The sequence below is a fragment of the Roseixanthobacter psychrophilus genome (assembly GCF_043195195.1).
Classification (GTDB): domain Bacteria; phylum Pseudomonadota; class Alphaproteobacteria; order Rhizobiales; family Xanthobacteraceae; genus NCEH01.
Genome location: NZ_JBAFWT010000043.1, coordinates 1 through 25655, shown reverse-complemented (window position 1 = coordinate 25655; position 25655 = coordinate 1). Strand labels below are relative to the sequence as shown.

The 25655-nt window shown below is 63.7% G+C and carries 34 protein-coding genes, 1 tRNA gene and 2 pseudogenes; 23 read left to right on the top strand and 14 right to left on the bottom strand.

The genetic code is table 11. The annotated features are described in order from the left end of the window. Nucleotides 1–5: 5 nt before the first annotated feature. Nucleotides 6–455 (bottom strand): hypothetical protein, encoded by a 450-nt coding sequence (locus V5F77_RS24200; RefSeq protein WP_429007792.1) that lies wholly within the window; start codon nt 453–455, stop codon nt 6–8. 20 nt (nt 456–475) lie between these two features. Next, nucleotides 476–721 (bottom strand): hypothetical protein, encoded by a 246-nt coding sequence (locus V5F77_RS24195; protein ID WP_429007791.1) that lies wholly within the window; start codon nt 719–721, stop codon nt 476–478. Between the two features lie 262 nt (nt 722–983). On the opposite strand from V5F77_RS24195, the gene V5F77_RS24190 reads away from it, so the two are divergent. Beyond that, nucleotides 984–1565 (top strand): glycosyltransferase, encoded by a 582-nt coding sequence (locus V5F77_RS24190; protein ID WP_429007790.1) that lies wholly within the window; start codon nt 984–986, stop codon nt 1563–1565. A 48-nt stretch (nt 1566–1613) separates the two neighbouring features. Here the strand turns inward: V5F77_RS24190 and V5F77_RS24185 are convergent, their stop codons facing one another. Beyond that, nucleotides 1614–1817 (bottom strand): hypothetical protein, encoded by a 204-nt coding sequence (locus V5F77_RS24185; RefSeq protein ID WP_429007789.1) that lies wholly within the window; start codon nt 1815–1817, stop codon nt 1614–1616. A 246-nt stretch (nt 1818–2063) separates the two neighbouring features. Here V5F77_RS24185 and V5F77_RS24180 point away from each other — a divergent pair. Then, nucleotides 2064–2137 (top strand) — tRNA-Gln (locus V5F77_RS24180). 180 nt (nt 2138–2317) lie between these two features. After that, a complete protein-coding gene (locus V5F77_RS24175) occupies nt 2318–2641 on the top strand; it encodes a hypothetical protein (protein ID WP_429007788.1) in 324 nt (107 codons plus the stop codon). A gap of 46 nt (nt 2642–2687) precedes the next feature. On the opposite strand, the gene V5F77_RS24170 is transcribed toward V5F77_RS24175, so the two are convergent. Next, complete coding sequence (locus tag V5F77_RS24170; RefSeq protein ID WP_429007787.1) at nt 2688–3314, bottom strand: hypothetical protein; 627 nt, start codon at nt 3312–3314, stop codon at nt 2688–2690. A gap of 28 nt (nt 3315–3342) precedes the next feature. Between V5F77_RS24170 and V5F77_RS24165 the strand changes: the two are divergent. The 19 genes and pseudogenes from V5F77_RS24165 to V5F77_RS24075 form a co-directional block, all read left to right on the top strand. Further along, nucleotides 3343–3516, top strand: a pseudogene (locus tag V5F77_RS24165) (hypothetical protein); the annotation flags it as partial. A 16-nt stretch (nt 3517–3532) separates the two neighbouring features. After that, nucleotides 3533–3721 (top strand): BRO family protein, encoded by a 189-nt coding sequence (locus V5F77_RS24160; protein WP_429007803.1) that lies wholly within the window; start codon nt 3533–3535, stop codon nt 3719–3721. A gap of 637 nt (nt 3722–4358) precedes the next feature. Continuing rightward, entirely contained in the window at nt 4359–5543 is a 1185-nt protein-coding gene (locus V5F77_RS24155; RefSeq protein WP_429007786.1) for a phage portal protein, read from the top strand. Then, nucleotides 5543–6043, top strand: coding sequence for an HK97 family phage prohead protease (locus V5F77_RS24150; RefSeq protein WP_429007802.1), 501 nt, complete (start codon nt 5543–5545; stop codon nt 6041–6043). The genes V5F77_RS24155 and V5F77_RS24150 overlap by 1 nt, the downstream gene beginning before the upstream one ends. Before the next feature lie 2 nt (nt 6044–6045). After that, entirely contained in the window at nt 6046–6621 is a 576-nt protein-coding gene (locus V5F77_RS24145; protein ID WP_429007785.1) for a phage major capsid protein, read from the top strand. Continuing rightward, entirely contained in the window at nt 6554–7237 is a 684-nt protein-coding gene (locus tag V5F77_RS24140; protein WP_429007801.1) for a phage major capsid protein, read from the top strand. Before V5F77_RS24145 ends, V5F77_RS24140 begins: the two co-directional genes overlap by 68 nt. A gap of 13 nt (nt 7238–7250) precedes the next feature. Beyond that, entirely contained in the window at nt 7251–7637 is a 387-nt protein-coding gene (locus V5F77_RS24135) for a hypothetical protein (protein ID WP_429007784.1), read from the top strand. A 203-nt stretch (nt 7638–7840) separates the two neighbouring features. Then, complete coding sequence (locus V5F77_RS24130) at nt 7841–8173, top strand: HNH endonuclease signature motif containing protein (RefSeq protein ID WP_429007783.1); 333 nt, start codon at nt 7841–7843, stop codon at nt 8171–8173. After that, nucleotides 8166–8480, top strand: a complete 315-nt coding sequence (locus V5F77_RS24125) for a head-tail connector protein (RefSeq protein ID WP_429007782.1) — start codon at nt 8166–8168, stop codon at nt 8478–8480. The genes V5F77_RS24130 and V5F77_RS24125 overlap by 8 nt, the downstream gene beginning before the upstream one ends. 1 nt (nt 8481) lies before the next feature. Next, nucleotides 8482–8910 carry an HK97-gp10 family putative phage morphogenesis protein gene (locus V5F77_RS24120; RefSeq protein WP_429007781.1) on the top strand — a complete coding sequence of 143 codons (429 nt, stop codon included), beginning with the start codon at nt 8482–8484 and terminating at the stop codon, nt 8908–8910. A 3-nt stretch (nt 8911–8913) separates the two neighbouring features. After that, nucleotides 8914–9381, top strand: coding sequence for an iron ABC transporter substrate-binding protein (locus tag V5F77_RS24115; RefSeq protein ID WP_429007780.1), 468 nt, complete (start codon nt 8914–8916; stop codon nt 9379–9381). Next, entirely contained in the window at nt 9381–9716 is a 336-nt protein-coding gene (locus V5F77_RS24110; protein ID WP_429005395.1) for a hypothetical protein, read from the top strand. The genes V5F77_RS24115 and V5F77_RS24110 overlap by 1 nt, the downstream gene beginning before the upstream one ends. Continuing rightward, a complete protein-coding gene (locus tag V5F77_RS24105) occupies nt 9713–9958 on the top strand; it encodes a hypothetical protein (RefSeq protein ID WP_429007779.1) in 246 nt (81 codons plus the stop codon). The genes V5F77_RS24110 and V5F77_RS24105 overlap by 4 nt, the downstream gene beginning before the upstream one ends. Further along, nucleotides 9955–10362 (top strand): DUF3168 domain-containing protein, encoded by a 408-nt coding sequence (locus V5F77_RS24100; RefSeq protein ID WP_429007778.1) that lies wholly within the window; start codon nt 9955–9957, stop codon nt 10360–10362. Before V5F77_RS24105 ends, V5F77_RS24100 begins: the two co-directional genes overlap by 4 nt. After that, nucleotides 10359–10679 carry a head-tail adaptor protein gene (locus V5F77_RS24095; protein ID WP_429007777.1) on the top strand — a complete coding sequence of 107 codons (321 nt, stop codon included), beginning with the start codon at nt 10359–10361 and terminating at the stop codon, nt 10677–10679. Before V5F77_RS24100 ends, V5F77_RS24095 begins: the two co-directional genes overlap by 4 nt. Then, on the top strand, nt 10676–11053 hold the full coding sequence (locus tag V5F77_RS24090; protein WP_429007776.1) for a phage terminase small subunit P27 family: 378 nt from the start codon (nt 10676–10678) through the stop codon (nt 11051–11053). The genes V5F77_RS24095 and V5F77_RS24090 overlap by 4 nt, the downstream gene beginning before the upstream one ends. Further along, nucleotides 11022–12620 (top strand): terminase large subunit, encoded by a 1599-nt coding sequence (locus tag V5F77_RS24085; protein WP_429007775.1) that lies wholly within the window; start codon nt 11022–11024, stop codon nt 12618–12620. The genes V5F77_RS24090 and V5F77_RS24085 overlap by 32 nt, the downstream gene beginning before the upstream one ends. 71 nt (nt 12621–12691) lie before the next feature. After that, nucleotides 12692–14659, top strand: coding sequence for a tape measure protein (locus V5F77_RS24080; protein WP_429007774.1), 1968 nt, complete (start codon nt 12692–12694; stop codon nt 14657–14659). Between the two features lie 155 nt (nt 14660–14814). Next, nucleotides 14815–15339 (top strand): hypothetical protein, encoded by a 525-nt coding sequence (locus V5F77_RS24075; protein WP_429007773.1) that lies wholly within the window; start codon nt 14815–14817, stop codon nt 15337–15339. 838 nt (nt 15340–16177) lie between these two features. On the opposite strand, the gene V5F77_RS24070 is transcribed toward V5F77_RS24075, so the two are convergent. The 5 genes from V5F77_RS24070 to V5F77_RS24050 form a co-directional block, all read right to left on the bottom strand. Further along, entirely contained in the window at nt 16178–16504 is a 327-nt protein-coding gene (locus tag V5F77_RS24070; protein ID WP_429007772.1) for a hypothetical protein, read from the bottom strand. 23 nt (nt 16505–16527) lie between these two features. After that, the gene (locus tag V5F77_RS24065) at nt 16528–16743 is read right to left on the bottom strand and encodes a helix-turn-helix transcriptional regulator (protein ID WP_429007771.1); all 216 of its coding nucleotides are present in this window, start codon (nt 16741–16743) and stop codon (nt 16528–16530) included. Between the two features lie 44 nt (nt 16744–16787). After that, complete coding sequence (locus V5F77_RS24060; protein WP_429007770.1) at nt 16788–17486, bottom strand: hypothetical protein; 699 nt, start codon at nt 17484–17486, stop codon at nt 16788–16790. Continuing rightward, entirely contained in the window at nt 17483–18670 is a 1188-nt protein-coding gene (locus V5F77_RS24055) for a tyrosine-type recombinase/integrase (protein WP_429007769.1), read from the bottom strand. The genes V5F77_RS24060 and V5F77_RS24055 overlap by 4 nt, the downstream gene beginning before the upstream one ends. A 444-nt stretch (nt 18671–19114) precedes the next feature. Then, a complete protein-coding gene (locus V5F77_RS24050) occupies nt 19115–20314 on the bottom strand; it encodes a GGDEF domain-containing protein (protein ID WP_429007768.1) in 1200 nt (399 codons plus the stop codon). 257 nt (nt 20315–20571) lie between these two features. Here V5F77_RS24050 and V5F77_RS24045 point away from each other — a divergent pair, with 257 nt between their 5' ends. Then, nucleotides 20572–21465 (top strand): LysR family transcriptional regulator, encoded by an 894-nt coding sequence (locus V5F77_RS24045; protein ID WP_429007767.1) that lies wholly within the window; start codon nt 20572–20574, stop codon nt 21463–21465. A gap of 102 nt (nt 21466–21567) precedes the next feature. Here the strand turns inward: V5F77_RS24045 and V5F77_RS24040 are convergent, their stop codons facing one another. The 5 genes and pseudogenes from V5F77_RS24040 to V5F77_RS24020 form a co-directional block, all read right to left on the bottom strand. Then, on the bottom strand, nt 21568–22881 hold the full coding sequence (locus V5F77_RS24040; protein ID WP_429007766.1) for an ABC transporter substrate-binding protein: 1314 nt from the start codon (nt 22879–22881) through the stop codon (nt 21568–21570). 27 nt (nt 22882–22908) lie between these two features. Continuing rightward, nucleotides 22909–23616: an ABC transporter ATP-binding protein gene (locus V5F77_RS24035; protein WP_429007765.1), complete on the bottom strand. Its 708-nt coding sequence runs from the start codon at nt 23614–23616 to the stop codon at nt 22909–22911. Continuing rightward, on the bottom strand, nt 23613–24365 hold the full coding sequence (locus tag V5F77_RS24030; RefSeq protein WP_429007800.1) for an ABC transporter ATP-binding protein: 753 nt from the start codon (nt 24363–24365) through the stop codon (nt 23613–23615). Before V5F77_RS24030 ends, V5F77_RS24035 begins: the two co-directional genes overlap by 4 nt. Before the next feature lie 5 nt (nt 24366–24370). Then, a complete protein-coding gene (locus tag V5F77_RS24025; protein WP_429007764.1) occupies nt 24371–25384 on the bottom strand; it encodes a branched-chain amino acid ABC transporter permease in 1014 nt (337 codons plus the stop codon). Beyond that, a pseudogene (locus tag V5F77_RS24020) lies at nt 25385–25655 on the bottom strand (branched-chain amino acid ABC transporter permease); the annotation flags it as partial.

Sequence of the window (25655 nt, the reverse complement as noted above, 5' to 3'; positions counted from 1 at the left end):
GGGGCTTAAGTGCGGGCTTCCCCTGCAGCAAAGCGCAGCGTGAGCACCCGCGAGGCGACGATGCGGCCAAGTTGCTCGCTCATGCGCACGGGGGTGCAGCGGCTCAACGCCAGCAGGGCAGCGGCGACAAAGGCCTTCTGGTCCTCCGGGGTTCCCTTCAGCACCGAATAGGTAGCCAGAGGCGTTCCCCGCAATTCCCCGCCGGCGGTGAGGCCGAAGCGAAAGGTGATTTCAGAGCCCTCGCTTCCGGGAGGTGGTGCCCAGCAAGCGTAGAGGGCCTGACCTAGGGCTGCCATGGTTTCAACGGGCACGGCATTGACCGGGGGGCGCTGCTCCTGCGCCCGCGCGGCGTAGGGCGCCAGCGACCCCATCAGCACGGCGATGCAGGCGAGGCGCGCGGCCAGGGTGCGGCGCGCGCGGCGTTCGGAGGGCGCAGGGGTGAGCTTCCGGGCCACGTTGTTTCCTCGTGCCGTCATCAACCCGGACGGGTCTTGTTCTCGATATGGCTTGCCACTTCCTGCAGCGCATCGGCCAGCGCGCGCAATTGGGCGGGATCGAGCGAGATCTGCACCGCCGGCAGCGGTTGGCCGGGGGCGCGCGGCACGCCCACTTCCAGGCGCAAGCCGCCGGCACGGCCGTCGAAGATCGCCGTTGTGAAGGCCTGGAGCGGCCAAACCTTCAGGCGGCCCGCGGAATCCTTGTCCCAGTCTTCAAACGTCATGGCGGAGGTCATTGCGAATCACCCTTCCGGCCGGCCGCGCGAGGCGGCCCTGCGCGTTCAATGCGCACCGCCTGAAGCGATGTGTTGCCGCTGTTCTAATCCAAGGCACCGGCAAGGTGAACTCCCCTTGGCGCGCGGTGCGGCGTGTCCACGCATGGCCATGCCTTCAAGGGGTGATGGACATAGTTTAAGCAGGGAGCGCCATCGACGGGATTGAATGGCGACGGTATAGCTGTGCTGAGGGGACGGGAGCCGCGCCAGATTGATTTCCGTTATTATTCCCACCAAGAATTCCGAACGCCAGCTTGTGCTCGTCCTCGCGGCGCTGGTGCAGGGCGTGACGGCGGGGGTTCTGCGCGACGTCATTCTCGCGGACGCGGGTTCGACCGACGATACGGTGGCGATTGCGGATGCCGCCGGGTGCACCTTGTCGACCTCGGTTCACGACATGGGGATGCGGCTGCGGCAGGGCGCGACGATGGCGCGCGGGCGCTGGCTGCTGTTCCTGGAGCCGAACTCGATCCTTGAGGAGGGTTGGACGCGCGAAGTGTCCACGTTCCTTGAAACGGTGGAGCGGCGGGGCCTAAGCGACCGGAGCGTGGCGACGTTCCGTCTGTCCGTGGATGGATATGGCTTCAAGCCGCGGCTCGGCGAAGCGGTTGCCGCGGCGCGATTGGCCCTTTTGGGCCTGCCCCAGGCAGGGCAGGGACTGCTGATTTCCCGCAAGCATTATGAGCGGCTCGGCGGCCATCCTTCCGGGGTGGCGCCGCAGAAGCGGTTCCTCTCCCGGATCGGGCGACGGCGCATCTACGTGCTGCGCGCCCGCGTGCTGCTGCCGGAATAACGCCGAGCCGTCGTTCAGAACACCAGGAACATCTGGCCAAGCGCGGCCTCAGAGGCCCTTGGCAACCGCCTGGGGGATGGTCTCGCGGGTCAGGCCGTGGCTGGCCAGTTCATAGTCGGACATGCGGGACAAGCGGGCGTAACGGTCCGCCATCACCCGCGCGTCACGCACGGCCGCAACGAACTCGGAGACATAGGCGCCGAAGCGGCCGAACAGGGTCTCGCGGAACGGGTGTGCGGTAATCGTGGTCATGGTCTTTCTCCATCGTGTTGCCCTTACATAAGGGAAACTATCGCAGTGCAACATACCAATTTGTGCATGGCACCATTGCGGATACCGTATGCCAGTGGATGGAGGTGCAATTTTCGCCGGCAAGCCTCTGGACCCCGGCGGGCGAATTGCGTATAGACCGCCCTCACCCGACGGGCCGACGGCCCGCTCGAACGCCGGTGTGTCGCTGGCGTCCATCTCTGCCGATTTTTCTGGTCGGCCGGCGATTGGGGGATAGTTCAACGGTAGAACTGCGGACTCTGACTCCGTCAATCTAGGTTCGAATCCTAGTCCCCCAGCCAAAATTTCAGCTTAAATATCAAATAGATGTTGGTTTTCGGTCTCGTCAATGCGATCGCCGCCATGCGGTGTGTAAGCGCATTGTAATCTCGGGATCCCTGCCGACAGCCATGCGAATGGAAGCGTGGGTCGCTTGGGGGTAGAGGCTAGTCCGCACATACGCATTGCCTGGGGAGGAAGCCATGAAGCCGGATTTTGCTGGCGAGTTTTATGTGATTGAGAAGACCGTCGAGCTTGTTTTCCAGATGAGGGGGGAAAGCGAAACGGTTCGCATCGAGGCTTTGAGGGGGGCGCCCGCGGGCGGGTATTCCATCAGAGCCAGGATATTGAGGCACTTCGTTTTGCAGCCTTCTTTCCCTCTTGAGAACGGCATTCGTCGCGATCCACCAGGGGATTACGAAGTATGGGTGCCCTTAGCGCCCGCGCTTCCATGGGTGGACGAGGCAACCGCCGATGAAGCGATAGAGCGTGCGCTTGGATGGTTGAAGCAATACGCGGATTTCTGATTGGGCTGGTTCTTTTGCTGGAGGGGCAGCCAAACTGCGCGCGCCGTTAGACCGAACCCAAGTTGTTTGCCGCCTGCACGTGCCCGCGATCGCGCAGGTATTGTGCAATGGCTGCCCGGGGCGCCTCTGTGGATGAAGTCACCAGGTCGATGTGTTCAGGCGATCGCGATGGGCCCAACCATTGCTGCCGAGGTTCAGGCCTTCTAATGAGGCAGCGGGGGATTTTGCCGCCTTCAATCCCGGAAACGATGTCCGCGAGAAGCGAGCGAGCTGGCCCCTTCGGCACGGGATGGGCGGGCAGTTCGTCCGCAGCCAGGCAGGCGGCCTCGTAAGCCTTCAGCGTTTCACGCCGGCGATATGTTTCTTGCCATGTCGGAGCGTTGGACTCTGCCGCGGCCGGCGGGCCGGCGGGCTTCCACCGCTCGAAACCCCGTCTGACGATCTCCCAAAACACAGCACCGACAAACATCGCGGCCCCATACTGAAACCAGGGGCTATTGAGAATAATTCCACCCCAAGCGAATACGGGCTCAACCCACGCCTCCGGCTTCAGGCCGGCCCTCTCAGCTGCAGCGGTGAAGAAGGGCTTGAGGCTCACATCGTTGACGTTCGTAAGGATCTGCAAAAATGCAGCACCACCTAGCGTGTACATGATGTGGCGGATCTTCGACATGGTCCGCTCATAGCAGCGCTTTAGCCGGATGTGGAGTCGTTCACTCGGCGCTTTTGGGCACGCGGCTCTAAGCATTACCTCAACTTGGTCCCGGTGCACGGCTGATGCTGTACCCGCACGCCCTTCTCCTTTGTCCGTTCGCGCGGCCGACCGGGGCGGGCAGCCGTGGTTCGTCCTGGCCGACGTGTGTCGGGTGCTGGAGATTGAGAACTCGCGGGATGCCGCTGGACGGCTCGATGACGATGAAAAAGCTGATGTCGGGATTACCGACGTCAGCTCGAACGGTGTCTCGCAGCGACGCGATGACCATCATCAACGAGTCCGGCCTCTACAGCCTCGTGTTCACCAGCCGGAAGCCCGCGGCAGAGCGTGACGCTTTAAGCCTCAAGCGTGACAGAGGTTCCTGATTCCGTGACATGACAGGCTTCGAGCGTGACAACAGTCGTGGATTCCGTGACATCACGCATCGCATGGTTGTGGCCATACAACTTTTAAGAATTACTCCCCTGCGCGCGCGAGTATTAACTACGCGCGCATTTAGATAACCATTCTTATGAGGAACCTCTGTTCTAAGAGGACAGGCTGTTCTTGATCCCGATGGACTGTGACGGCGGGAGGGGCGCTTGAAAGCGCCCCCCGAACCGTCACATCAAGAGCCGCTCTCGACCCCTTACTGTGATACCGGAACCGCGCCCGCGCGACCCGATGCGGCGAAAATTAAGCTGGAGCATCGCAGGCGGCTGAGAGCGGCCCGATACATGTCCCGATGTCGTCTAAGCCTAAGAACGGCCGCTCGCGACCTCCTGCGCTGATCGTAGCTGCCATCACGCGGCGAAGAGGATGCCCCCGGGGGCGGTCTCCGACTTCGGGCGGTGGGCTCGGGACCGGCGGGGGTGTCTCGCGCAACATCGAGCCCAATTGGGGTTTTCGGCCAGGGCGCTCCAGCCACGCGATTCTCCACGGACTTTGAAAGCCCGCCGATCTTCAGCGATCTTCAGCAAACAGGGTGGCACGTGAACCTGCAGCGGCGCCAATTTCGCCGCCATGTTGGATCGAATCGCTGCCCGGCTGGGCTACCAGAAAAAGTCGCTCGCATCGCCCGATGCGGTGCTGCTGGAGCTGTTCGGTAGTGGCACCGCCACTACAGCCGGTGTTTCTGTCTCGATCGCCACGGCCCTGCGCCACCCGGCGGCGTCCTGCGCCATCCGCATCATCTCGGAAGCCGCCGCGACGCTCCCCATCATCGTTTACCGGCGCGGCACAGACGGGTCGAAGGAACGTGCCACCGACCACCCCGCCTATGGGCTCCTGCACGAAGACGCCAACGACTGGCAATCCGCGTACGACCTGAAGCTTCAGCTCACCATCGACGCGCTCACACACGACAAGGGCGGCATCGCCTTCGTGAACCGCGTCGGCGGCCGGCCGGTGGAGATCCTGCGGCTCGATCCCGCCAAGGTGTCCGTAGACTATGCCGACACCGGCGAGCCCACCTATCGCGTTGGCGGCGCGCTGCTGGCGCGTGAGAACGTGCTTCACATTCGGGCGCCTGGGGGCGTGGCACCGCTCACCACCGCGCGGGAGGCCATCGGCCTTGCCTTGGTGATGGAGGGGCACGGCGCCCGCCTGTTCGGCAATGGTGCCCGCCCAAGCGGCGTCCTCTCGCTGAAGGATCGGACGCCACCCGAGGCGATCAAGCGCATCCGCGAAAGCTGGCAGCTTGCCCACGGGGGCGGAAAGTCCGGCGGCACCGCCATCGTGGACGGCGATGCGCAGTATACCCCGCTCACGCTCACCAGCGTGGACGCCCAATATTTGGAGCTGCGGCAGTTTCAGATTCTTGAAGTCGCGCGCGCTTTCCGCGTCCCGCCGCACATGCTCTATGAGCTCAGCCGCGCGACCTGGTCGAACGTCGGCGACATGGGCCAGGAGTTCCTGACCTATTCCCTCCTGCCCTGGCTGGAGGTGTGGACCGGCGCCATCCGCCGCGCCTGTTTCACCCCGGAAGAACGCGGCGAATACCTCGCCGAATTCCTGGTCGACGATCTGTTGCGCGCGGATCTTGCGAGCCGCGCCGACGCCTATCAGAAGCTCATTGCCTCCCGCGTGCTCAACCCGAACGAGGCGCGCGCGATGGAGAACCGCCCGCCCTATGCCGGCGGCGAGCGCTTCGAGAATCCCAACACCACCAGCGGCGCCCCTGCGCCTGCGTCCGAGGGGGCAGCGTGATTGAACGCCTGTTCGTTGAGACCAAGATCCTGGTGGACGACGCCGGCGCCATCGAAGGTCTGGCCTGGCCCTTCGGCACGCCGGATCGCGTCGGCGACATGATCGAGAAGGGTGCCTTCGCCGGCGCCCGCCTGCCCCTTCCCATGCTCTTCGGCCACGACCCGAGCGACCCCGTCGGCGCCTGGACCGAAGCCGTCGAGGCGGCCGATGGCCTGCGGCTGAAAGGGCGGCTCCTGGTGGATGACGTCGCTCGAGCCCGCGAAGTCCGCGCCCTGGTGCGCTCCGGTGCCGTTGGTGGCCTCTCCATTGGGTTCCTCATCCGCAAGGCGTCGCCGCGCAAAGGCGGCCGCACCATCCTGGCCCTCGACCTTCTCGAAGTTTCGCTGGTCACCATCCCCATGCACCCCGGCGCCCGGATCACCAGCGCCAAGACCGCCACCCACGCCCTGGCCATTGCCGGGGCCATCAACCGCGCCGCCGCGGCGCTTTCCAAGAGGTGAACATGCTTCACGTTGCGCAGGCGCCGCTTGGCGCCATCGAATTCAAGGGCGAAGGCGATGATCCCGCCGCCGTCGTCACGCAGGCCCTGGAGGCATTCAAGGGTGAGGTGATCGGCCGCCTGGAGAGAGTGGAGGCCGCGCAGTCCGCCACTTCAGGGACGCCCGAGCCGGAAACGAAGGCACTCGGCGATCGCCTGGACAAGATCGAGGCGAAGCTGAACCGCCCCGGCGTCGTGTCCGCCGACAACCTCGGTTCCAGCACCCCGGAGCAGAAGGCGTTCGACACCTTCCTGCGGCGCGGCGAAGCCCTGGTGCCCGAGTTGGAGCGCAAGGCCCTTGTGGTCGCGAACGACACCGCCGCCGGCTATCTGGTGGCGCCGGAGCCGCTGGCAGCGGAGATCCTGAAGAAGGTGGAACTGCTCTCCCCGGTGCGACAGTTCGCGCGTGGCGGGCCTCTCCTCCGGCGGCATCACCCTTCCCAAGGAGACCGCGGCGCCGACGGCCGATTGGGTGGAGGAGACCGAGGATCGTCCGGAGACGACCGCCGCCTATGGTCAGCAGACCATCAACGTTCATGAAGCGGCGTGCTGGATCGACATCAGCCAGCGCTTGCTGGAGGATTCCGCCTTCGACATCGAGGCAGAGATTACGGGCCGGATCGGTGCGGCCTTCGCGAAGCTGGAGAGCACCGCCTTCGTGTCGGGCAACGGCGTCGGTAAGCCCTTCGGCTTTATGTTCGATCCCACCGTTCTCGACACAGCCGGCGGCCATGCCTCTGCGCTCCAGGCTGACGCGCTGGTGGATCTCTACCACGCCATTCCCTCGGCTTACGTAGGCGCGGCCGTGTGGGGCATGAATCGCAAGACCATGGCCGCGACGCGCAAGCTGAAGGCCACGGACGGCCATTACCTGTGGAGCGATAGCCTCCAGGCCAGCAATCCACCCACCATTCTGGGGCGCCCGGTGATCGAGTTCCCGGACCTCGCGGACGTGGGCGCCAATGCCCGCCCCATCGTGTTCGGCGACTTTGGTACAGCCTACCGGATTTTTGACCGGGTGGGCCTGTCCATCCTGCGCGACCCGTATTCGCAGGCCACCAAGGGCATCGTCCGCTTCCACGCCCGCCGCCGCGTCGGCGGCGCCGTGGTTATGGGCGAGGCGTTGCATACCTTGAAGATCGCCACCAGCCTCTGAGGAGAGCGAACTCATGCGTGACCTGAAGAACAACATCGGCGTGGTGAAGGCCATCACGCCCGCCGTGCTCGCGGCCACCACCACCGGCGACGCCGTGGACCTTCTGGGCTTTAACTCGGCGGTGCTGGTGATCAACACCGGCGCCATTACCAGCGCTGGCGACTTCACTGCGAAGCTCCAGGACTCCGACACGACCGTCTCCGGCGACTTCACGGACGTGGCCGTGGACGACCTGCACGGCACGTTCCCGGCGAGCCTCGCGGCCGACTCCGTGGTCCGTGTCGGCTATGCCGGCGCAAAGCGTTATGTGCGAGCCGTGGTCACGAAGAATAGCGGCACCTCCATCGCGGCCGGCGCCGTACTGGTGAAGGGCAATCCGGCCGAAAAGCCCGTTCCCTAAGGATCTTGGCGCCTGTCTCTGAGGGCATTTAGCGGCCTGCCCAACAACGAAAAATCCGCCTCCCTGGCGCCCCGGCTGATGCCGCATTTTGGAGGGGCAAGGCGGATGAGGTCGCGAGCACGACGGGTCACCCACCCGCGAACGGCTCACGGGAGGCGGGCCACACGGCCCGTCTCCCGATCACCAAAAGGACATTCTCCACCATGCCCACGCGTGCCCCTCGGATTTGCGGTTGCGGCTACAAGATCGCCAGCGGCGAGCGCTGCCCTTGCGAGGCCAAGCGCAAGGCCCAGGCCGATGCGCGCCGGCCGTCAGCACGCGAGCGCGGCTATGACACCAAGTGGGACGTGGAGCGGGCGGCCTATTTGAAGGCGCACCCCAAATGCGCGCGGTGTTCCGGCCTCGCCACCGTGGTCGACCACAAGGTGGCCCATCGCGGCGACATGAAGCTGTTCTGGAACCGCAGCAATTGGCAGCCACTCTGCGGTCCTTGCCACAATCGCTGGAAGCAGAGCCAGGAGAAGCGTCATGGCTGACCTGCTGCGGATCACCGATATTGTGCCGCTCTCCGACCTGAAGGACGCGCTGAACGTCACCTTGTACGAGGACGATCGGAAGCTCTTCGACAAGCTCGAAGCGGCGCGCGATTTCGTCGAGGGCTATGTCGGACCGCTGGACGCCTTCGAGACCGCCGACGCTGTGCCTGATGCGCTCAAGGAAGCGCTCAAGATGTATGCCGGCCACCTCTATGAAAACCCGGAGGCCACCACCCCGCAGGCCCTGAACGAGACGCAGCTCGGCTTCTTCGCGCTCATCGGCCCCTATCGGCAGTGGGAATTCTGACGTGGCCCGCTCGAACCAACTCACGCGCGTCAACCGCATGCTGGACGGTGCCACGAAGGCCGCGATCGCCGAGGTACAGCCGGCGTTGCTGAAGGCCGGCGACCGGATCTCGGACACCATGCACCAGCTCGCGGAGCGGTCCCGCGACACGGGAAACTTGATTGAATCCATTACCGTCACGCCGGGGGGAAAGCGCACTCCCTCCTACAGCCAGCCCGGCGGCGAGACGGTGGTCCCCAAGAATGCGGTGATGATCACCGCAGGCGACTCCGATGCCAGGTATCCGCATCTGGTCGAGTACGGGACCAAGACGGCACACGCGCAGCCCTTCTTCTGGCCCGCATTCCGCTTGGAGCGGAAGAAGGCAGCAGCATCCATCAAACGAGCCATCAGCAAAGCTGTCCGCAAGGGCGCGAAGAACGGAGTTTAGACGATGGGAATCACCACCACCGCCGGTGCCAAAACCTACATCGGCACCACCGCCGCGGCTGCGAACATCGCAGCCTACGAGGCGGACACCTATGTCGAGATCAAGGAGGTACAAGATCTCGGAGAATTCGGCGATGAAGCAGCCGAAATCGAAGTCACGGCCGTCGGCGATGCGCGCAAGCGGCGCTTGAAAGGCACGCGCGATGCCGGCCTGCTCAACCTCGTCTGTTACCGTGATCCCCTGGACGCGGGACAACAGGCGCTGATCGCGGCCGAAAAAACAGCCGATGCCTACAACCTCAAGATCGTCGCTGACGACGCGCCCATCGGCGGTACGCCGACCACCTTCTATATGAAGGTTCTGGCCATGTCGTCGAAGCTGAACTTCAGCGGCGCCGATGACGTCACCAGCATTACTTTCGCCCTCGCCATCAACTCCGACATTCTCGAAGAGACGGCGGAGGCTGCATAATGCTCGACGGGCATGTGGAGATCGCCCTTCAGGGCGAGGCGGTGACGCTGGTGCCCTCGCTGGGGGCGGCGATGACCCTCAATCGGATGCATCAGAGCTTCGGCAGCCTGCTGGCAAAGCTGGAGTCGTACGACCTTCAGGCCTGCATCGATGTGGTGCATTTCGGCCTCGGCCGGACCGACGCCCAGCGCAATCAGACGGCGGAAGAGGTCTTTGCGACCGGGATGGTCGAAATGGTTCCCGACCTCATCAAGTTCGTGATCCGCCTCGCCAATGGCGGGAAAGCCCCGAAGATCGACGAGGTGGATCCGTCGGCCGGCCCTTTCGCCGCGTGAGCCACGCCGAATTCTACGAGTGGCTCTTCAAGATCGGCACCGGCTGGCTCGGATGGCCTCCCGCCATCGTGCTGGCGACACCCATTCCGCAGCTCGAAATGGCCTTTGCCGGCCGAACCGACCTGCTGCGAGCCATCTTCGGCGGATCTGAGAAGCCGGAGGGCGCCATCCCGCTCGGAAAGAAGCTCAAGGCGGTCATGGCGCACGTCGGGACAACCAAGGTCAAAAGGGAAACGCCATGAGTCCGGACCTCGCCCTGCAGAAGGCCTTGCTCGCCCGCCTCGCTGCAACCCCGGATGTGACGTCCCTTGTGCCGGCTGCTGCCATGATCGATGGCCACGGCCTACCCCAGCGCTTTCCCTCCATCCTGGTGGGCGAGGGGCAGGTGGTGCGCGAGCCGATCACCATCGCCGGCCGCCACCGGCGGGTCTATGCCACCCTGCACATCTGGACGCAGTCCATGCCGCAGGCCCGGGCCATCGGCGGGGCCATCTTCGCAGCGATCGAGCATGAGCAGCTTCAGCTCAATGGCGAGCACCAGGCCATATCGACCGTGGTCGCCGATGCTCGCTTCCTTCGCGATCCTGATGGCGAGACGGCGCACGGCGTCGTCACGGTGGACAGCCTCATTGAGGTGGCGTCGTGAGGGCGGGCTCGCTTGATCGCGTCATCATCGTGCAGCGCGCGAGCGAGGTTCGCGACGAGCTTGGCCAGATCACGCAGACCTATACCACCATCGCCACCCTGCGCGCCGCCAAGATCCAGGCCAGCACGACCGAGTTCCTCCAGGGTGCCGGCCTGCAGGGCGAGGCCGCGGTGATCTTCCGCACCCGATGGCTGGATGGTCTCAACGTACGGGACCGGGTGCTCTGCGAGGGCATCGTCCACGACATCAAGGAGCTCAAGGAGATCGGGCGACGCAAGGGCCTCGACATCCGCACCGTCGCGAGGAACGCGCAGTGAAGGGGACCAAGCCGCGCCTTGTGGTGGACAACAGCGCTATGGCGCGCGCGCCCGGGGCGCCGACCTGGCTGGCGCGGGAGGCGAAGGCGGAATGGCGTCGGGTCATTCCTGGCCTCGTGAACCGCCGAATCATCACGACCACGGACCTTGGGACTTTGGAGAATTACTGCGTCGCCATCGGGCAGGTGCGGCAGATACAGCGTCGCTTGCAGGAGCTTGGCGGGATCGACCTGCAGCTCATGCGTCTCCAGAACCAGACGATGGCCACGGCGCGCCAGCACGCCGCCGAACTCGGCCTCACGCCGGTGAGCCGTTCGCGTCCAACGATCCGGGAGGATGGCGATGACGAAGACATTTCCGACCTGGATCTTTGACGGCTCGCCGATCCCCGATCCGCTCGGCCATGGCGAGCGGGCGGTCAAATTCCTGCGGGCCCTGAAGCACCCGAAGAGCCGGGCGAAGGGGCAGGCGTTCCAGCTTGACCCGTGGCAAGAGCGCATCGTGCGCCGGATCTACGGCCCGCGGCATGAGGATGGCACCCGCATCGTCAAGACGGCGGTGCTTCTTTTGCCTCGTGGGAATAGGAAAACATCCCTAGTTGCTTCTCTTGCTTTGCTCCACACCCTCGGGCCCGAGCGCGTTCCCGGCGGCGAAGTGATCAGCGCGGCGGCGGATCGAAAGCAGGCGAGGCTTGGCTATGCCGAAGCGCTCGGCATCATCCGCGCCGATGGCCGGCTCGCGAAAGTCAGCGCGCCGGTGGATTCGAAGAACCGGATCACCTCGGCACGGCACGGCTCATTCTATGAGGCCATCTCCTGTGACGCCGGAACCCAGCATGGGCGCACGCCGGTGTTTGTCCTCGCCGACGAGCTCCACGCCTGGAAGAAGCGCGATCTATGGGACGTGCTGCGCTCCGGCCTCGTGAAGACGCCTGGTTCGCTCCTCATCGTCGCCACCACGGCCGGCCGCGGACAGGAGAACATCGCGTGGGACATCGTGGAGGATGCCCGCAAGGTGGCGCGCGGCGAGGTGGTTGACCCGTCTGTCCTGCCGATTCTCTTCGAGGCGGAGAAAGATGAGGATTGGCGAGACGAGGCGGTGTGGCACCGGGTGAACCCCGGCCTTGCCCACGGCTATCCAGACATCGAGGGCTTGCGCCAGCTTGCCCGCGAAGGCGAACGTCGGCCCGGCGATCGGGAAGCCTTTCGTCAGCTCAACCTCAATGTCTGGCTCGACCACTCTGCCGATCCGTTCGTGGAGATGGACGTCTACGACGAGGGCGCGGCGCCGGTGGACCTTACGGCGTTGGAGGGCGAACCGTGCTGGCTCGGCGTGGACATGTCTGTGACCACCGATCTCACAGCCGTCGTTGCCTGCTGGCGAGATGGCGCCGGGGGTTACATCGTCCATCCTTGGTTCTTTTGCCCGCGGGACAATCTGCGGGGCCGTGCTGATCGCGACGGCGTGCCGTACCCACGATGGGCGGAGGATGGCTTCATCACACCGACCCCCGGCAACGTGATCGATTACCGGGCGGTCGAGGGGCTGATCCGGTCGCTCTGCGAGCGATTCCGCGTTCAGGAGATCGCCTTCGACCGCGCCTATGCGCAGCCGGTCATGGGGCCGCTCAATGATGACGGGTTGCCGGTGACCACGCTGCAGCTCGGATGGGTGACGCAGTCGCCGGCGCTGAACGAGCTGGAGCGCGCAATCATCTCCGGCCGGTTTCGCCACGGCGGGCACCCCGTGCTGCGCTGGTGCTTCGAGAATGTGGCCATCCAAACCGATCCGGCCGGCAACCGAACCATGCACAAGGGCAAGAGCCGCGATCGCATTGATGGCGCCTTCGCCACCTGGATGGCGGTTGCGCGCGCTGCCGCAGGTGAGGCCCCGTCCATCTACGAAAGCGACGAGTGGTCGCCCGAACTCATGGTGATGTAAAAATGGCAGCAGCAGCGGAAGAACGCCTTGTCGTCGCGCTCGAAGCCCGAATCCGGGACTTCGAGAAAAACATGGCCAAGGCAAAGAAGAGCGCCAACGACAATTTCGCCTCGATCGAGAAGAGGGCTCAGAGCTCAGCGAGCAAGCTCGCCAGCACCTTCAAAGCGGTCGAAACGAACGCCATGAGCCTCGGCACCAAGCTGCTGGCGCTGGGTGGCATCGGCCTTGGTGCCAGAGAGGTGATCGCCTTCGCCGATTCCTGGACGCGCGCAAACAACTCGCTGAAGATCGCCGGCCTCTCCGGCTCTGAGTTGACCACCGTCATGGGCCAGCTTTTCGATGCAGCCCAGCGGCAGGGCGCGCCAATCGAGGCACTGACCACGCTCTACGGCCGCGCCGCCCAATCCGCCAAGGAGCTTGGCGCAACGCGGCAGGATCTGGTCCAGTTTTCTGAGGATGTCGCCGTGGCGCTTCGCGTGGCCGGGACGTCGCCTAGCGAGGCCACCGGCGCACTGCTCCAGCTCTCTCAGCTCCTGGGCAGCGCCCGCGTGCAAGCGGAAGAATTCAACAGCGTGAATGAAGGCGCCCGGCCGATCCTCCAGGCGGTAGCAAATGGCATCGAGGAGGCCGGCGGCAGTGTTTCGAAGCTGAAGGCGCTGGTCACGGACGGGAAGATCTCCAACGCTGGCTTTTTCAAGGGCTTCCAGGCCGGCGCGGAGGGGTTAAGGGAGCAAGCCGGGAGCGCCACCGAGACGATTGCCCAGGGCTTCACGCGCGTGTCCAACGCCATCACGAAGGCCGTGGGCGAACTCGACAAGACCTCAGGCGCCTCGGCGAACGCCGTCGAGAACATGAAATCCGTCGCCACGGCGATCGAGGCGATCCCGACCGCTGTGAATGCAGCCGTCGATAAGCTCGGGGATCTCCAGCGTTGGCTCACCAGCGTCGGCAACTCTCCCTTCTGGCAGAAGATCGGCCCCCTCATCGGCGTGGACTTTTCCGCCGCGGAGGCGGCGCGCAACGGCCTGTTGCCTGCGCCGAGAGACCAGGGCTTTGCTGCGCTCAAGAACGGCCAGGGGACCCAGCTCGGCGCCGGGTTCGAGGTATCGGACCTTGCCAGCGGCAGCACGAAGCCTGCCGCGAAGACGATCAAGGCGGCCGATTATCCAGTGATTGGCGGCAAGGAGAAAAAGGGCGCCGCCGACAAGGTGAGCGATTACGATCGGGAAGTGGCGGCGGTGAACAAGCACACCGAGTCGCTGCGCCTCGAAGCCGAGATGATGGGCAAGAGCACCTTCGAGACGGACAAGGCCCGGGCGACGCTCAGCCTTCTCACGGCCGCGAAGAAGGAAGGCCTGGACATCACCCCGCAGTTGCGGGCCCAGATCGAGCAGGAAGCCGAAGCCTATGGCCGGGCATCCGAGCAGCTGGAGCGGACGGCCGAAAATCAGCAGCGGGTGAACCAGCTGCAGCAAGAGCTGGGGAACATCGCCGGCGGCGCCATCTCCGGCCTGATCGATGGGACCGAGAGCTGGGGGGATTCGCTCGCCAACGTCACGAAGCGCATGGCGGAGCTGGTGCTTCAGGCGGCGCTGTTGGGCGATGGTCCCTTCGGCGGCATGTTCGGCGCTGCGGCGTCGGGGGGCAAAGCCGGTGGCCTGATCGGCTCCGCATTTTCGGCGATGCCGAAGTTCGCCGGCGGCGGTGTCGCTCGCCGGCCTTCCATCTTCGGCGAGGCCGGGCCTGAGGCGGCAGTGCCGCTGCCTGATGGACGGCGGATTCCCGTCGAAATGCGGATGGGTGACCGTGCGGTGGCGGCTCAACAGGCTCCGGTCGTCAACCTGACATTCGAGAACCACGGAGCGCCAGTTGCTGCAGAGGTGCAGCCCGCAACCGTCGCGGCGGACGGATCGATCAACATGAGGGTCGTCCTCCGACAGCTTGAGAATGCTGTGGCATCAAGCATTCGGTCTGGCGGCCCCGTCGCGAAGGCATTCGAGGGTCAATACGGATTGAACCGTGCGCGGGGATTGGGCTGATGACGTTCACCCCTCGACCCCAAGTACCTTCTCCTCATCCATCGGCTTCCATCCGCCTGGGCGAGCCGCATTCTGACAGCAGAGCCAACCGCATGTGCGGTACGGCGGTGGGCGAATCTCTCCCAAACCTCGTTGGCCCCCGATCGGAGTAAGTCATGCGCCATCTCACACGCGCGGAGATTTGGCTCATACGGACGGAGCAAGAGGCCCGGTATGCGCGGGAACGGGAGACGCTTCGTCCGAAGGAAAAGCTCCGCCGCAAGCTGAAGCCGGGGCTTCGCAACCGCATGATCGATATCCTTGTGCCGATCCTGCGACGGGCGGAGCCCACGGCGTTCGCGATCGAAGGTGTCATGCGCTCGAACATCCGCTCGCGACTGTGCCTGAAGGGCTGGGGGTGGCGAGACGCCGACAACGCCTCGGAAGATGTCCTGGAAGCTGCGTTGAACCGTATCGGTGCTGTAAGGCCCGCGTGGAAGCAGGGACAGCCGGAGTGGACACAAGACGGTGTCGTCCATGTACCCCGAACCAGATGCGTTAATTGTGGAAAGACGCTTCCAGAAGAAAACTATAAATATTGCGGGCCAATATGCGCAAAATCGTCAATTGATTACAATTATCGCCGATTTAGAGAGCTAGAGCTAGAATCAATAAAGGCGTTAAGTGATGCCGAAAATTGATGATCTCGCGGACGATGTGTGTCCCGGTTGTGGGGCCCCGCTTCCAGACACTCGACATCCGAATAAAATGTATTGTTCCACGGAATGTTGGGACAGAGACTACAGTAAAATCTTGAATACCGCCTTATTAGAGTCCAGAAAAGGGCGAGTATGCCGGCATTGCGGCGGAAATATCAGTAATGCGCTGCAAGCTAGTGCGCTGTGTTGCTCCAAGAAGTGCAATTCATATTTTCAAAATTCAAAGCGTAGTATGAGATTATCTGACGCGCGGAAGGATCGCGCTTGTCGGTATTGCAAGGGAAAAATCGATGACCGCAGAGATGCACGAGCGATTTACTGCTCAAAGAAGTGTAAAATTGCTCAAGGACTCGCGTTAAAGGCCCAGCGGGCCCTGGATGCGAAGCGCGGTCGGACGTGTGTCGTGTGCGCAGGTAAAATTAGCGATCACCGACAACTCGGTGCCATCTATTGTTCAAAAGTATGCGCATCGCTTCATTACTCGGCACTCAGGAGGGATGCGAGGTCCCGGCTCCGCTGCGACCTGATATCGGGCGGGGTGTGACAAGAGCAGTGGGCCGCACGATTGCGGCTCCTGGTGCTGTCTGCGTTTCTACGACGGTGTTGCGGAGTAGTTCTTGTTCTCGTTTTCTTTGATCCACTCTAGGATGGTAGACCGACGCGCAGAGAACGTACTTCCAGTTTTCGCGATCGGTATTTTTCTATCCTTCACTAGCTCGCGAATTTTCCATTGTGAAAGGCCAGAAAACTCAGAGATGCTTTTGATGCCGTGCAGGTCGTAGCCGCAAGCTGTCCGTGAGGCTGCCATCTACGCCCCCTCTCAGCATCCATCTTGGGAGAGGACAAATTCCCTGACCCCGTCGAGCAGGTTCAGAACGAACATCTCGACAAGGCTCAGCTCTTCCCCAACTCGATCCTCCATGAATTCGCGGCCTACGAGCTGGAGAGCGGCGACGGCGTCGGCCGTCGTCTGAGGTCGGATCGCCGTCAGCTCCTCCTCGATCCGACGAGCCCAGTCGTGCGCCACCTGGGCCTCCTCGCCGTTATCATCGATGTCGTATCTCAGGCGCAGGGCCCGGGTAGCGTTGAGCTCGCTCACGAGGTGAGCGATCCGGCCCTCGGATTTAGTTGTTGCGTCGCTTGTCATGTGCCTGGTCCCTTCGTTGTCGATCAGATGGCGGTGGCGGTAGGGTCGATCACCGCCGCGCTCACGAACGCGTCGAGGTCGGCTGCGCGGTAAAGCACCTTGCCGCCGATCTTCACATACGAGGGGCCCTTGCCGCGGCAACGCCACGAGGCGAGTGTGACCGGCGAGACCGACAGTCGTCGCCCCGCTTCGATTGGATCCAGGAGGCGAGGCGCCTCGCCTACGTTGGCGTTATTCATTCCGTGTCTCCGCTCTCTCCGCATGTTGCGGCGTTGCGGAGACATCAAGCGCGAACGGCCTGCCGGCGTAAAAGGGTCAACTCGCGCATCAAAATAATCTCGTCTTCGCCCCTTACATCACGCCAGTGCGTGCAGAAGCGCTTGAGTTCATGCCGGCTGGCGGGCGGCATTCGCCGCGCTGAGACCATGTCCGCGAGTGAGCCGTGGACCGCTTCGACGAGGTCGACGAAATCGCCCCTCACAGAATTGTCGATGGGATCTGTCGTGACGGCAGCCTCTCTTCCGGTCGCGGCCTTGTAGATCACCGCGAGACAAGACCAGAGCCGTTCTCGAAATTCGGTCTCCGGTCTTTTCGTGGTGATCGCATTGGTGCGTACCGCGCCGCTCACCAGGTTGGCGAGGGATGACAGGCCGTCCGTGCTCTCCTCTAAGATCTGAAGCAAAATCGAAGCGTCTACACCTCCGTCACTTGGATTTGAGGAGGTTTGCTCCAACTCTTCTTGTCGTATGAGCGTTTTAATCAGTGGATCATCGTCTAGTATTTTCGCGATGGACCTAAGGTTTTTTTCGAGGCGTGCCATACGATCGCGCCGTGCCGCGGTCATCTGAAAGGAATGGTTCACACCGTTGCTGCTCAAGAAGGCCAGGTGTGACGTCATCGCGATGTGGATCAAATCCCGATGCTCAGGCGTGAAGCCTCCCACGCGCTCGATCGTGGCGGCGAGATGCTGGTTTGCGTTCATGACGCTTTGCCCTTCTTGAGGGATGACACCGCACCGGTGCCCAGCAACGGCCCGACCGCCGCCGCGATGGTCTCGACGGCGGCCCGTTCGGCGCTGTCGTGAATGTGGCTATAGCGCTGCTGCGTATAGGCCTGAGACTGGCCAAGCACCTTCCCTACGATCGGCAGGCCCACGCCGGCGCTGGTGGCGAATGACGCTGCGCTGTGCCGAAGGTCATGGACCCGGAGCCCGATGATTTCGGCCTTCGTGCACACAGCGCCGAAGGGGCGCTGGAGCGACGTCATGCGCTCGCCGTGGCGGCGGCCGGCGATCACATAGGCGCAACCTTCCACTTTCGGAACGGCCCTGAGGACGGCCAGGGCGGCACCTGACAGGACGATGTCCTTCCGGCCGGTCTTTGAGGTCGGAAGCCGGAGCACGCCACGCTCCATGTAGACGAAGCTCCATTCCAGGGTGAGGATTTCCGAAGAGCGGGCGCCAGTGAGGATCAGGAGCCGCAGGGCAGCAGCAGCCCATGGCGAGACGGTCCGCTCCGCCTCGAGCGCGGCGAGCGCGGCGCCGAAGCGCGCGAGTTCCTCCAGGGTCAAATAGCGGTCGCGCTTGTTCTCGCCGAACTTTGAGATGCCGAGGGCAGGGTGGTCATGCGCTCCGATGATCTGCCGCTTCACCGCGAAGGAGAACACGGCCACCAGAATCGTCAGAGCATAGTTCGCCCGGCGCGGGGTCCCCTTCATCGCCTCGTGCCACTTCTCCACTTCGGCCCGGGTGATGTCGCCGATCTGCTTCGCGCCGAAGGTCGGCCGGATCTTGGTCTCAAGGAGCTTCCTGTAATCGGCCGCAGTGCGCTCCGCGCGCTTTGCGCGGGTGAAGGCAAGGAAGTCATCGGCCACCGCGTCGAAAGTCGGTGTGCTGGTTTCCTCTGGGAACGGATCCTGCCCCAATGCGACGGATGCTAGGATCTCCTTCGCCCGCTCCCGAGCCCGATCGAGGTTCACCACATCAACGGCGCCGAGGGTGATTCGCTTCGTCGCCTTCCGCTGGCGGAATTGCACGACAAAGGCCGCCTTGCCGGCCGGCGCGACGCGCACTCCGAATCCGGGGAGATCCTCGTCCCACCAAAATTCGGTTTTCCCGGAGGGCGTCAGGCCCTTCAGGAGGGCCTTCGTGAGCCGCGCCGTTGCCATGGTCCGTCATCCCAGATCGTGCTTACACGACGCGCTCCGTCAGCCTCGCTGAGGACGCTGTGTAAGCGCATGGTAAGTCGGATGGCGCAACGTGCAACAATTTTCGGAAACCCACAGCGGAGTTTGAAGCGAGTTGTGGCAACGATTATCGATAGCTTGATGGCCTGCGTCAAATTTGCGATATGTGGCTGAAAGAGACTCTGACTCCGTCAATCTAGGTTCGAATCCTAGTCCCCCAGCCAATTGAAATCATTAGAGAAGTTTGCGGAACAAACACGCGAAAGCGCTCCATGCGATGCGCAGCGCAAATTTCGTTCCTCTTCCGGGTCGCTAGTGCGCCCTGGTGGCCGCAGCGACCAATTTACCTAATCCAGAGCACCCTCTGCCAAGTCCGGAGCCGGTGGCCGGTGAGGAATACCTGCCAGCGATGTGAAGCTTACTCTTTCAACGGAAGGGTCTACCCGCCTTGCCGAGCAACGGAACGACGTTGTGCGGGCGAGGCGCAGCGGCCAGGCATACCCTGTTCCGGCCGGTGGCCTTCGCTTCGTAAAGTGCGAGGTCCGCCCGCCGGATGGCTTCGCCGCAGCTCTCGTTTGAGGAGATATCCGCGACACCAGCGCTTACCGTGGCCTGCGGCAATATTTCGTCGGGGTTCTGCTCCACCGCCAGCCGGATGGTCTCGGCGATCAGTTTCGCCCGTCCGGCGGAGGTGCGTTCGAGCAACACGGCGAACTCTTCACCACCGATACGGGCGACCAGCGAGGCGGCCGGGACCGAACGCTTCAACAAGTCAGCGAACGAGCGGATCACCTCGTCGCCCATGGCATGGCCGTAGGTATCATTGATCTGCTTGAAATGGTCGAGATCCAGCACGATGACGCTGGTGGGATAGTTCAGGCGGCGGGCCTCCCGCAGGATCCGAGCCGAAATGGCATCGAACCCTCGCCGGTTCGCGAGGCCCGACAGCGGGTCGGTATCGGCCGCGATCTGGGCGTCGGTGATGACGCTTTGCACAGCGATGAGAAGCACCAGCAGGCCGGCGGCAATCAACAGGATGCCGGTGGTCGCCTGTGAGAACAGGGCATAAAGGCTATGGATGTATTCGCGTGGCGTCGCGCCGGTGCCGATACCAACCGCAAGAAAAGCCTTGATGGGAAAATGGATCGCGATGATGCCGAAAGCCATCGCCAGGGTGACCTCAAGCGGCGTTCGGCGGCTGACGCGCAGGATGACCCAACCCGAAGCCGCGCTCGCCAGGGCGAACGGCAATTGGTAGGCCAATTCATAGGCAAGCGTGTTGCGGGGGCCGTTCCAGATCAGAAGGCCGATCACCGTCGTGATGACGATGATGGCCGCGATCAGCCGCCAGGGCGGCGTGCGGCGATAGAACAGCGCAAGGGCCGCAGTCATGCACAGGAGCCCGCCCGCGAAGGTGGCATAGGATGCGAACGCGAACGGCGCGGGCCATGATGTGCGCGGCAGGATGAAGAGGCTGATGGGTGTCAGCATACCGATCAGATAGCTCAAACTGAACCAGAGAGCCGCCCGGTGGGTCGGATTGACGAACGCCACGATGGCGAAGCTGGCCGCGAACAGGGCCGCGGTCGCAAAGTTCACCACCAAGGCGAAGGATGCACCATCCATTTTCGACTCCGGAGGTTGCCCGTTCGGGGCGTCCTCACACCAGAAGGCCCGAGAATGTCTCAATTTGAACTTTAGATCTGTTGCCCTTTGCGGCGACCCGCAAGCGGGCCGCAGGTCCGTGGTCCTTCCGATAGGGTATCCCGCCGGGACCGGACTGCGAAGCGCCAGGTGCCGGCGTGTTCCACCTTGCGTGCCAAGCGCTTGCGCGCAGGCGCCGAAAGCCTGCAAATGGAGTCCAATCGCGAGGCTGAGACGCCGTGTTCAACTGGAACGACCTGATCTATTTCCTTGAGCTGGCCCGCCAGGCCCGCCTGATGACGGCAGCGCGGCGGCTCAAGGTGGACCACACGACGGTCAGCCGGCGCATTTCGGAGTTGGAGAAGGATCTGGCGGTCAAGCTGTTTGATCGCAAGCCCGATGGCTTCGTGCTCACCGAGCAGGGCCATCGCCTGTTCGTCATCGCTGAGCGCATGGAGCAGGAGGCGGGGGCGATTCGGGACTCCATCCGCGCCACGCCCAGCGCACCGGAAGGGCGTGTGCGCGTCGCTTCCATGGAGGGCATCGGTGCCTTTTTCCTGGCCGAGCGTTTCGCGGAACTCTCGGCCAAGGAGCCGGGGATTACCGTGGAACTGGTCACCGAGCGCCACCTGATCAACCTCACAAAGCGGGAGGCGGATATCTCAATCTCCTTCGTGCCGCTTTCGGGCCAGCGGCTCGTGGTGCGCAAGATGGGGGAATTCCGGCTGGCGCTCTATGCCGCGCCCGAATACGTGCGACGGCGCGGCCTGCCGGCCACCTGTGCCGAACTGGCAAACCATGTGTTTGTCGATTACGTGGAGGATCTGGTGGCCATCCAGCCCGTGCACTGGCTGATGGAGGTCCTGGATCCGCCCAACGTTGCGTTTCGTTCCACAAGCATGCACGCCCAGCAGAACGCCATCGCCGGCGGGGCAGGCATCGGTTTGCTGCCCTTGTTCTCCGCCAAGTCGAATCCGAGGCTCATCCCCATCCTCACCGAGGAGGTGGTGGTGAAACGCGACCTGTATGTGAGCGTCCACGAGGATCTGGAATTCATGGGCCGGGTGCGCGCGGTGATGCGCCATTTGACCGAGGTGTTCAAACGCGACGCGGGTTTCCTGAACGAAATTTGACACGTGCCGCCAGGAGGGGCCCCGTGGGCTCCCCCTGGCGGCCGTGTGTTCGTACCACGCCAGCTCTATCGAAGATCTAGAGACCGCTTCATTGATCCGGGGCTAGGCGGGTTGCTTGGACAGGTCGACGCGCGGCGGCATGGCCTTTTCCAGCTCTTCCTTCGTCACCTTCTTCTTCACTTCGAACTTGTTGTCCTCGATCCGCGAGATGTAGCAGTCGATGATGCCCGAATGGTCCTCCTTGCGCAGGCGCTTCGCGCCCTGCGGGTGACCCAACGCGTTCTCCATCACCAGCCCTTCCAAGGCTTCGATCACAAGCAGGTCGTCTTTCTTCGACTTCCAGCCCGTGGTCTCGATGGCCTGCTTGAGGGCGAACACATTCTCCCAAGACTGCCAGGCGTGGCTCTTCGCCATGACGCGGCTGGAGGTCTTCTCGCGCGCGTCTACGTCGTCGATCTCCATCAGGCGATTATGCTCCTTGTGGAACGAATCGTCCTTGTACTTCAGCATCCGGGGGAAGTTTTCGACCAGATAAACCCCTTCAGCCGCGCCCTGAAGATCGGCCGGGGCAATGGCCTCCATGGTTCCGCAGATGGAATACATGCGCATGGTCTTTTCCAGGCCCATGGTCTTGGCCTGGGTATAGAAGGCGATCGATTGGGCCCCGAAGAAGACGGAGAACAGGACTTCGGTGTCCTGCTCGATCTTGGCGAGATAGGGCACCATGTCCTTGGCATCCAGCGGCACGAAGATCGGCGGATGCACTTTCCCGCCCAATTTCTCGATGACCGCCTTGTGTTCCTGATAGTGGCTATGGCCCCAGGAATAATCGGGGGAGATGATGGTCCAGGTCTTGCCGAGGTTCTCGAACGCCCAGGGTGCGCCGGCGGCCGCAAGGCCATAGGTATCCGTGCCGGTGCGGAAGGAATAGCGCGTACCCTTGGAGCCGGTGACCTCGGTTGCTTCGCCAGCCGAGAAATAGACGGTCTTCAGTTCGGTCGCCACCGGCACCGAGGCCAGCATGACGCCGGAATGAACCGAGCCGATGATGAAGTTCGCACCACCGCGCTCGATCAGGGAGCGCAGCTTGCGGGCGCCGGTCGCCGGATTGGACTCCGTGTCCTCCGTCACCAGCTCGACCTTGCGGCCGGCAATACCGCCCTGTTCGTTCACCAGCTTCACGGCCGTCTTCGCGGCCTTGTCGTGCCAATAGCCCCAGGAGGCGAAGCCGCCGGTCAGTTCGCAATGATTTCCGAGGATGATGGGTCCGCTTGCCTGGGCATAGAGGTCCCGCGTGAGGCCGAGATAGGATGTGCCCGCCGCAACGCCGCCTGCCAGCGCGTGGGAGAGGAAGCTGCGGCGGTTGAGGCCACCCGTCGTCACTGTCGCACCAGTTTTCGGCTTGCTATCGGTCATTGATCCCGCTCCGGTTGCTGCGACCCGCTAAAGCGCCACGCCGAGATAGCGATGGACGGTGCTCGGGTCTGTTGTGAGTTGCTGGGGTGTCGCCTCATGGACGACCTGTCCCTTTTCCATGAGGTAGATGCGCGAGGCGAGGGTGAGCGCCGTCCTCAAATTCTGTTCCACCAGGAGGACGGATACGCCCCGCTTGGCGATGGCTGCGATCTCGCGCCGGATCTCTGCCACCAGCTTGGGCATGATGCCCTCCGTGGGCTCGTCCAGCAGGATCAGCGAGGGCTGGCGCAGCAGGCAGCGGCCGATGGCGAGGATCTGCTGCTCGCCGCCAGAGAGCGTTCCCGCCGGTTGGTGGCGCCGTTCCGCCAGACGCGCGAACCGTGTGTAGATTTCCTCTACCAGGGCCGGGTCCGGGGCCTTGCGCAGGCCGAGGTACAGGTTTTCCTCAACCGTCAGCAGCGGGAAGATGCCTCGGCCCTGCGGGACATAGCCGATGCCGAGACCGGAGATCTTGTGTGGTGCCACGCGGGTCAGATCCGTGCCCTGGAAGGAAACCGCGCCCCCCTTGCGGGGCAGCAGGCCGAGGATCGCCCGCAGCGTGGAGGTCTTGCCCACGCCGTTGCGTCCCAGCAGCGCGACGGTCTCCCCCGCGCGGACGTTCAGTTCGACACCCCGGAGCACCGGCACGCGGCCGATGGAGGCGCCAAGGCCCGAGACTTGGAGAACCGGGTTCATTCCACTTCCTCCGGTGTTCCAAGGTATGCATCCTGGACGTCGCGGTTTGCCGCGATTTCCGCCGGGGTTCCCCGGGCGAGAACCCCGCCCGCAGCCATGACCGTGATGAGATCGGCGATGGCGAAGACCACCTCCATGTCGTGCTCGATCAAGATGATCTGGGTCGTCTTGGACAGGGTGACGATGCGCGCCACGGTCCGCTCGGTCTCCGCCGGGCTCATGCCGCAGATGGGTTCGTCCAGCAGCAGAAGCGTGGGGCGGTTCGCAAGGGCGAGGGCGATTTCCAGCAGTGCCACATCGCCGTAAGCCAGCATGCCGGCCATGCGGTGCGCCTGCGCGGCAAGGCCGGTTTCCTCCAGCACCTCGTCCACCCGGCGTGCCACGTCGTGATATCCGAGTGCCGGGCGAATGGGGCTCATGATCTTCTCATGGGCGATCACCGCGACGCGCACATTGTCCGCGACGCTGAGCCCGGAGAACACGCTTTTGATCTGCAGGGTGCGCGACAGGCCCCGCGCGACGATCTGGTGCGGCCTCAGGCCCGCTATATCGTTGCCATCAAAGATCACCTGACCCCGATCGGGAGGGATCATGCCGGTGATGAGGTTGAACAACGTGGTCTTGCCGGCGCCGTTGGGCCCGATCACCGCGTTGAGGCAACCGAACGGAAAGTCGAGGTCCACCTCGTTCACAGCGGTGAGGCCGCCGAAACGCTTGGTGAGACCACGGATCGAGAGCACGTTCTCCATCTCGATCACTCCTCATCCGCAGTGGTGCGGGCTGCCGGCTCATGCGTCGCCCGTAGCCGTGCCGCAAGGCTGTGAAGGGAGCCGACGATGCCGCGCGGCGCGAAGATGACCACCAGGATTGTGATGACCCCGACCGCGATCAGGTAGTTCTCCCAGACACCGGAGACCACTTCGCGGAACAGGATCAACAGCGCGGTGCCCACCAGCGGCCCGAGCAAGGTCCCCGCACCGCCGACGATGGCCCACACGACGGCCTCGCCGGACACATGGTAGAACATGAACGACGCCGAGGCATAACGGCCGAACAGGGCGAACAGCGCGCCGCCGACCCCGGCGATGAAGCCGGCGAGAACGAAGGCCATCCAGCGCGTCGCATAGACATTGATGCCGATAAGGGAGGCCCGTTTCTCATTCTCGCGCACCGCGGCGAACCGCAGGCCCAGCGGGCTCCCGACCACCAGGGCCATCAGGCAGTAGCAGGCGATGCAGGTGAGGAGGACGAAGTAATATTGGGTCGTCCGGTCGGTCAGCGAAAGTCCGGCGGCGGCGAGCAGCGCCGGTGCGCTGAAGGAGAGGCCGTCATCTCCGCCGGTCACGCTCTTCGCCGACATGGCGATGAAGTAGAAGATCAGCGAAAAGACCACGGTGATGATGGCGAAGTAATGCCAGGTAAGACGCACGGCGAAGGCGCCGGCCACCGCAGCCATCGCCGTGGCGGCGACCACGCCCAGCAGCATGGCGGGCCACAGGCCGAGGCCGAAGGTGGATATGCCGATTGCAACGCCGTACATGCCGAAGCCGAAGTAGAGCGCCTGCCCGAAAGACAACAGGCCCACATAGCCGAACAGCAGGTTGACGCTCGCCGCCAGCAGCGACCAGATCAGGATCTCGGCCACCACGTTCACCCAGAAAGTCGCGCCGAGCGCGGGCAGGACGAACGGCACGGCGGCGAGGGCACTCACCAGGACCAGCGTGCCAACGGCGATCAGGGCTCGGGGACGGGAGGAGGGGGGGGACACTCATCGCGCGGCTCCCGCGAACAGGCCGTGCGGACGGACGAGAAGCACCGCGCTCATGACCGCCAGGGAAACGATGCGGGCAATGGTGGGGTCGGCAACGCTGGAGATGACGCCCTCAAGCACGGCGAGCAGCACCGCCGCCGCCACCGTGCCCTTGAGATTTCCAAGCCCGCCGATGACCACGGCCATGAAGCTGACCGGCAGGATGTCCACCCCGGCGCGGAAGTCCACGGTCGTGATGGGCGCCGCAATGGCGCCGCCCAACAGGGCC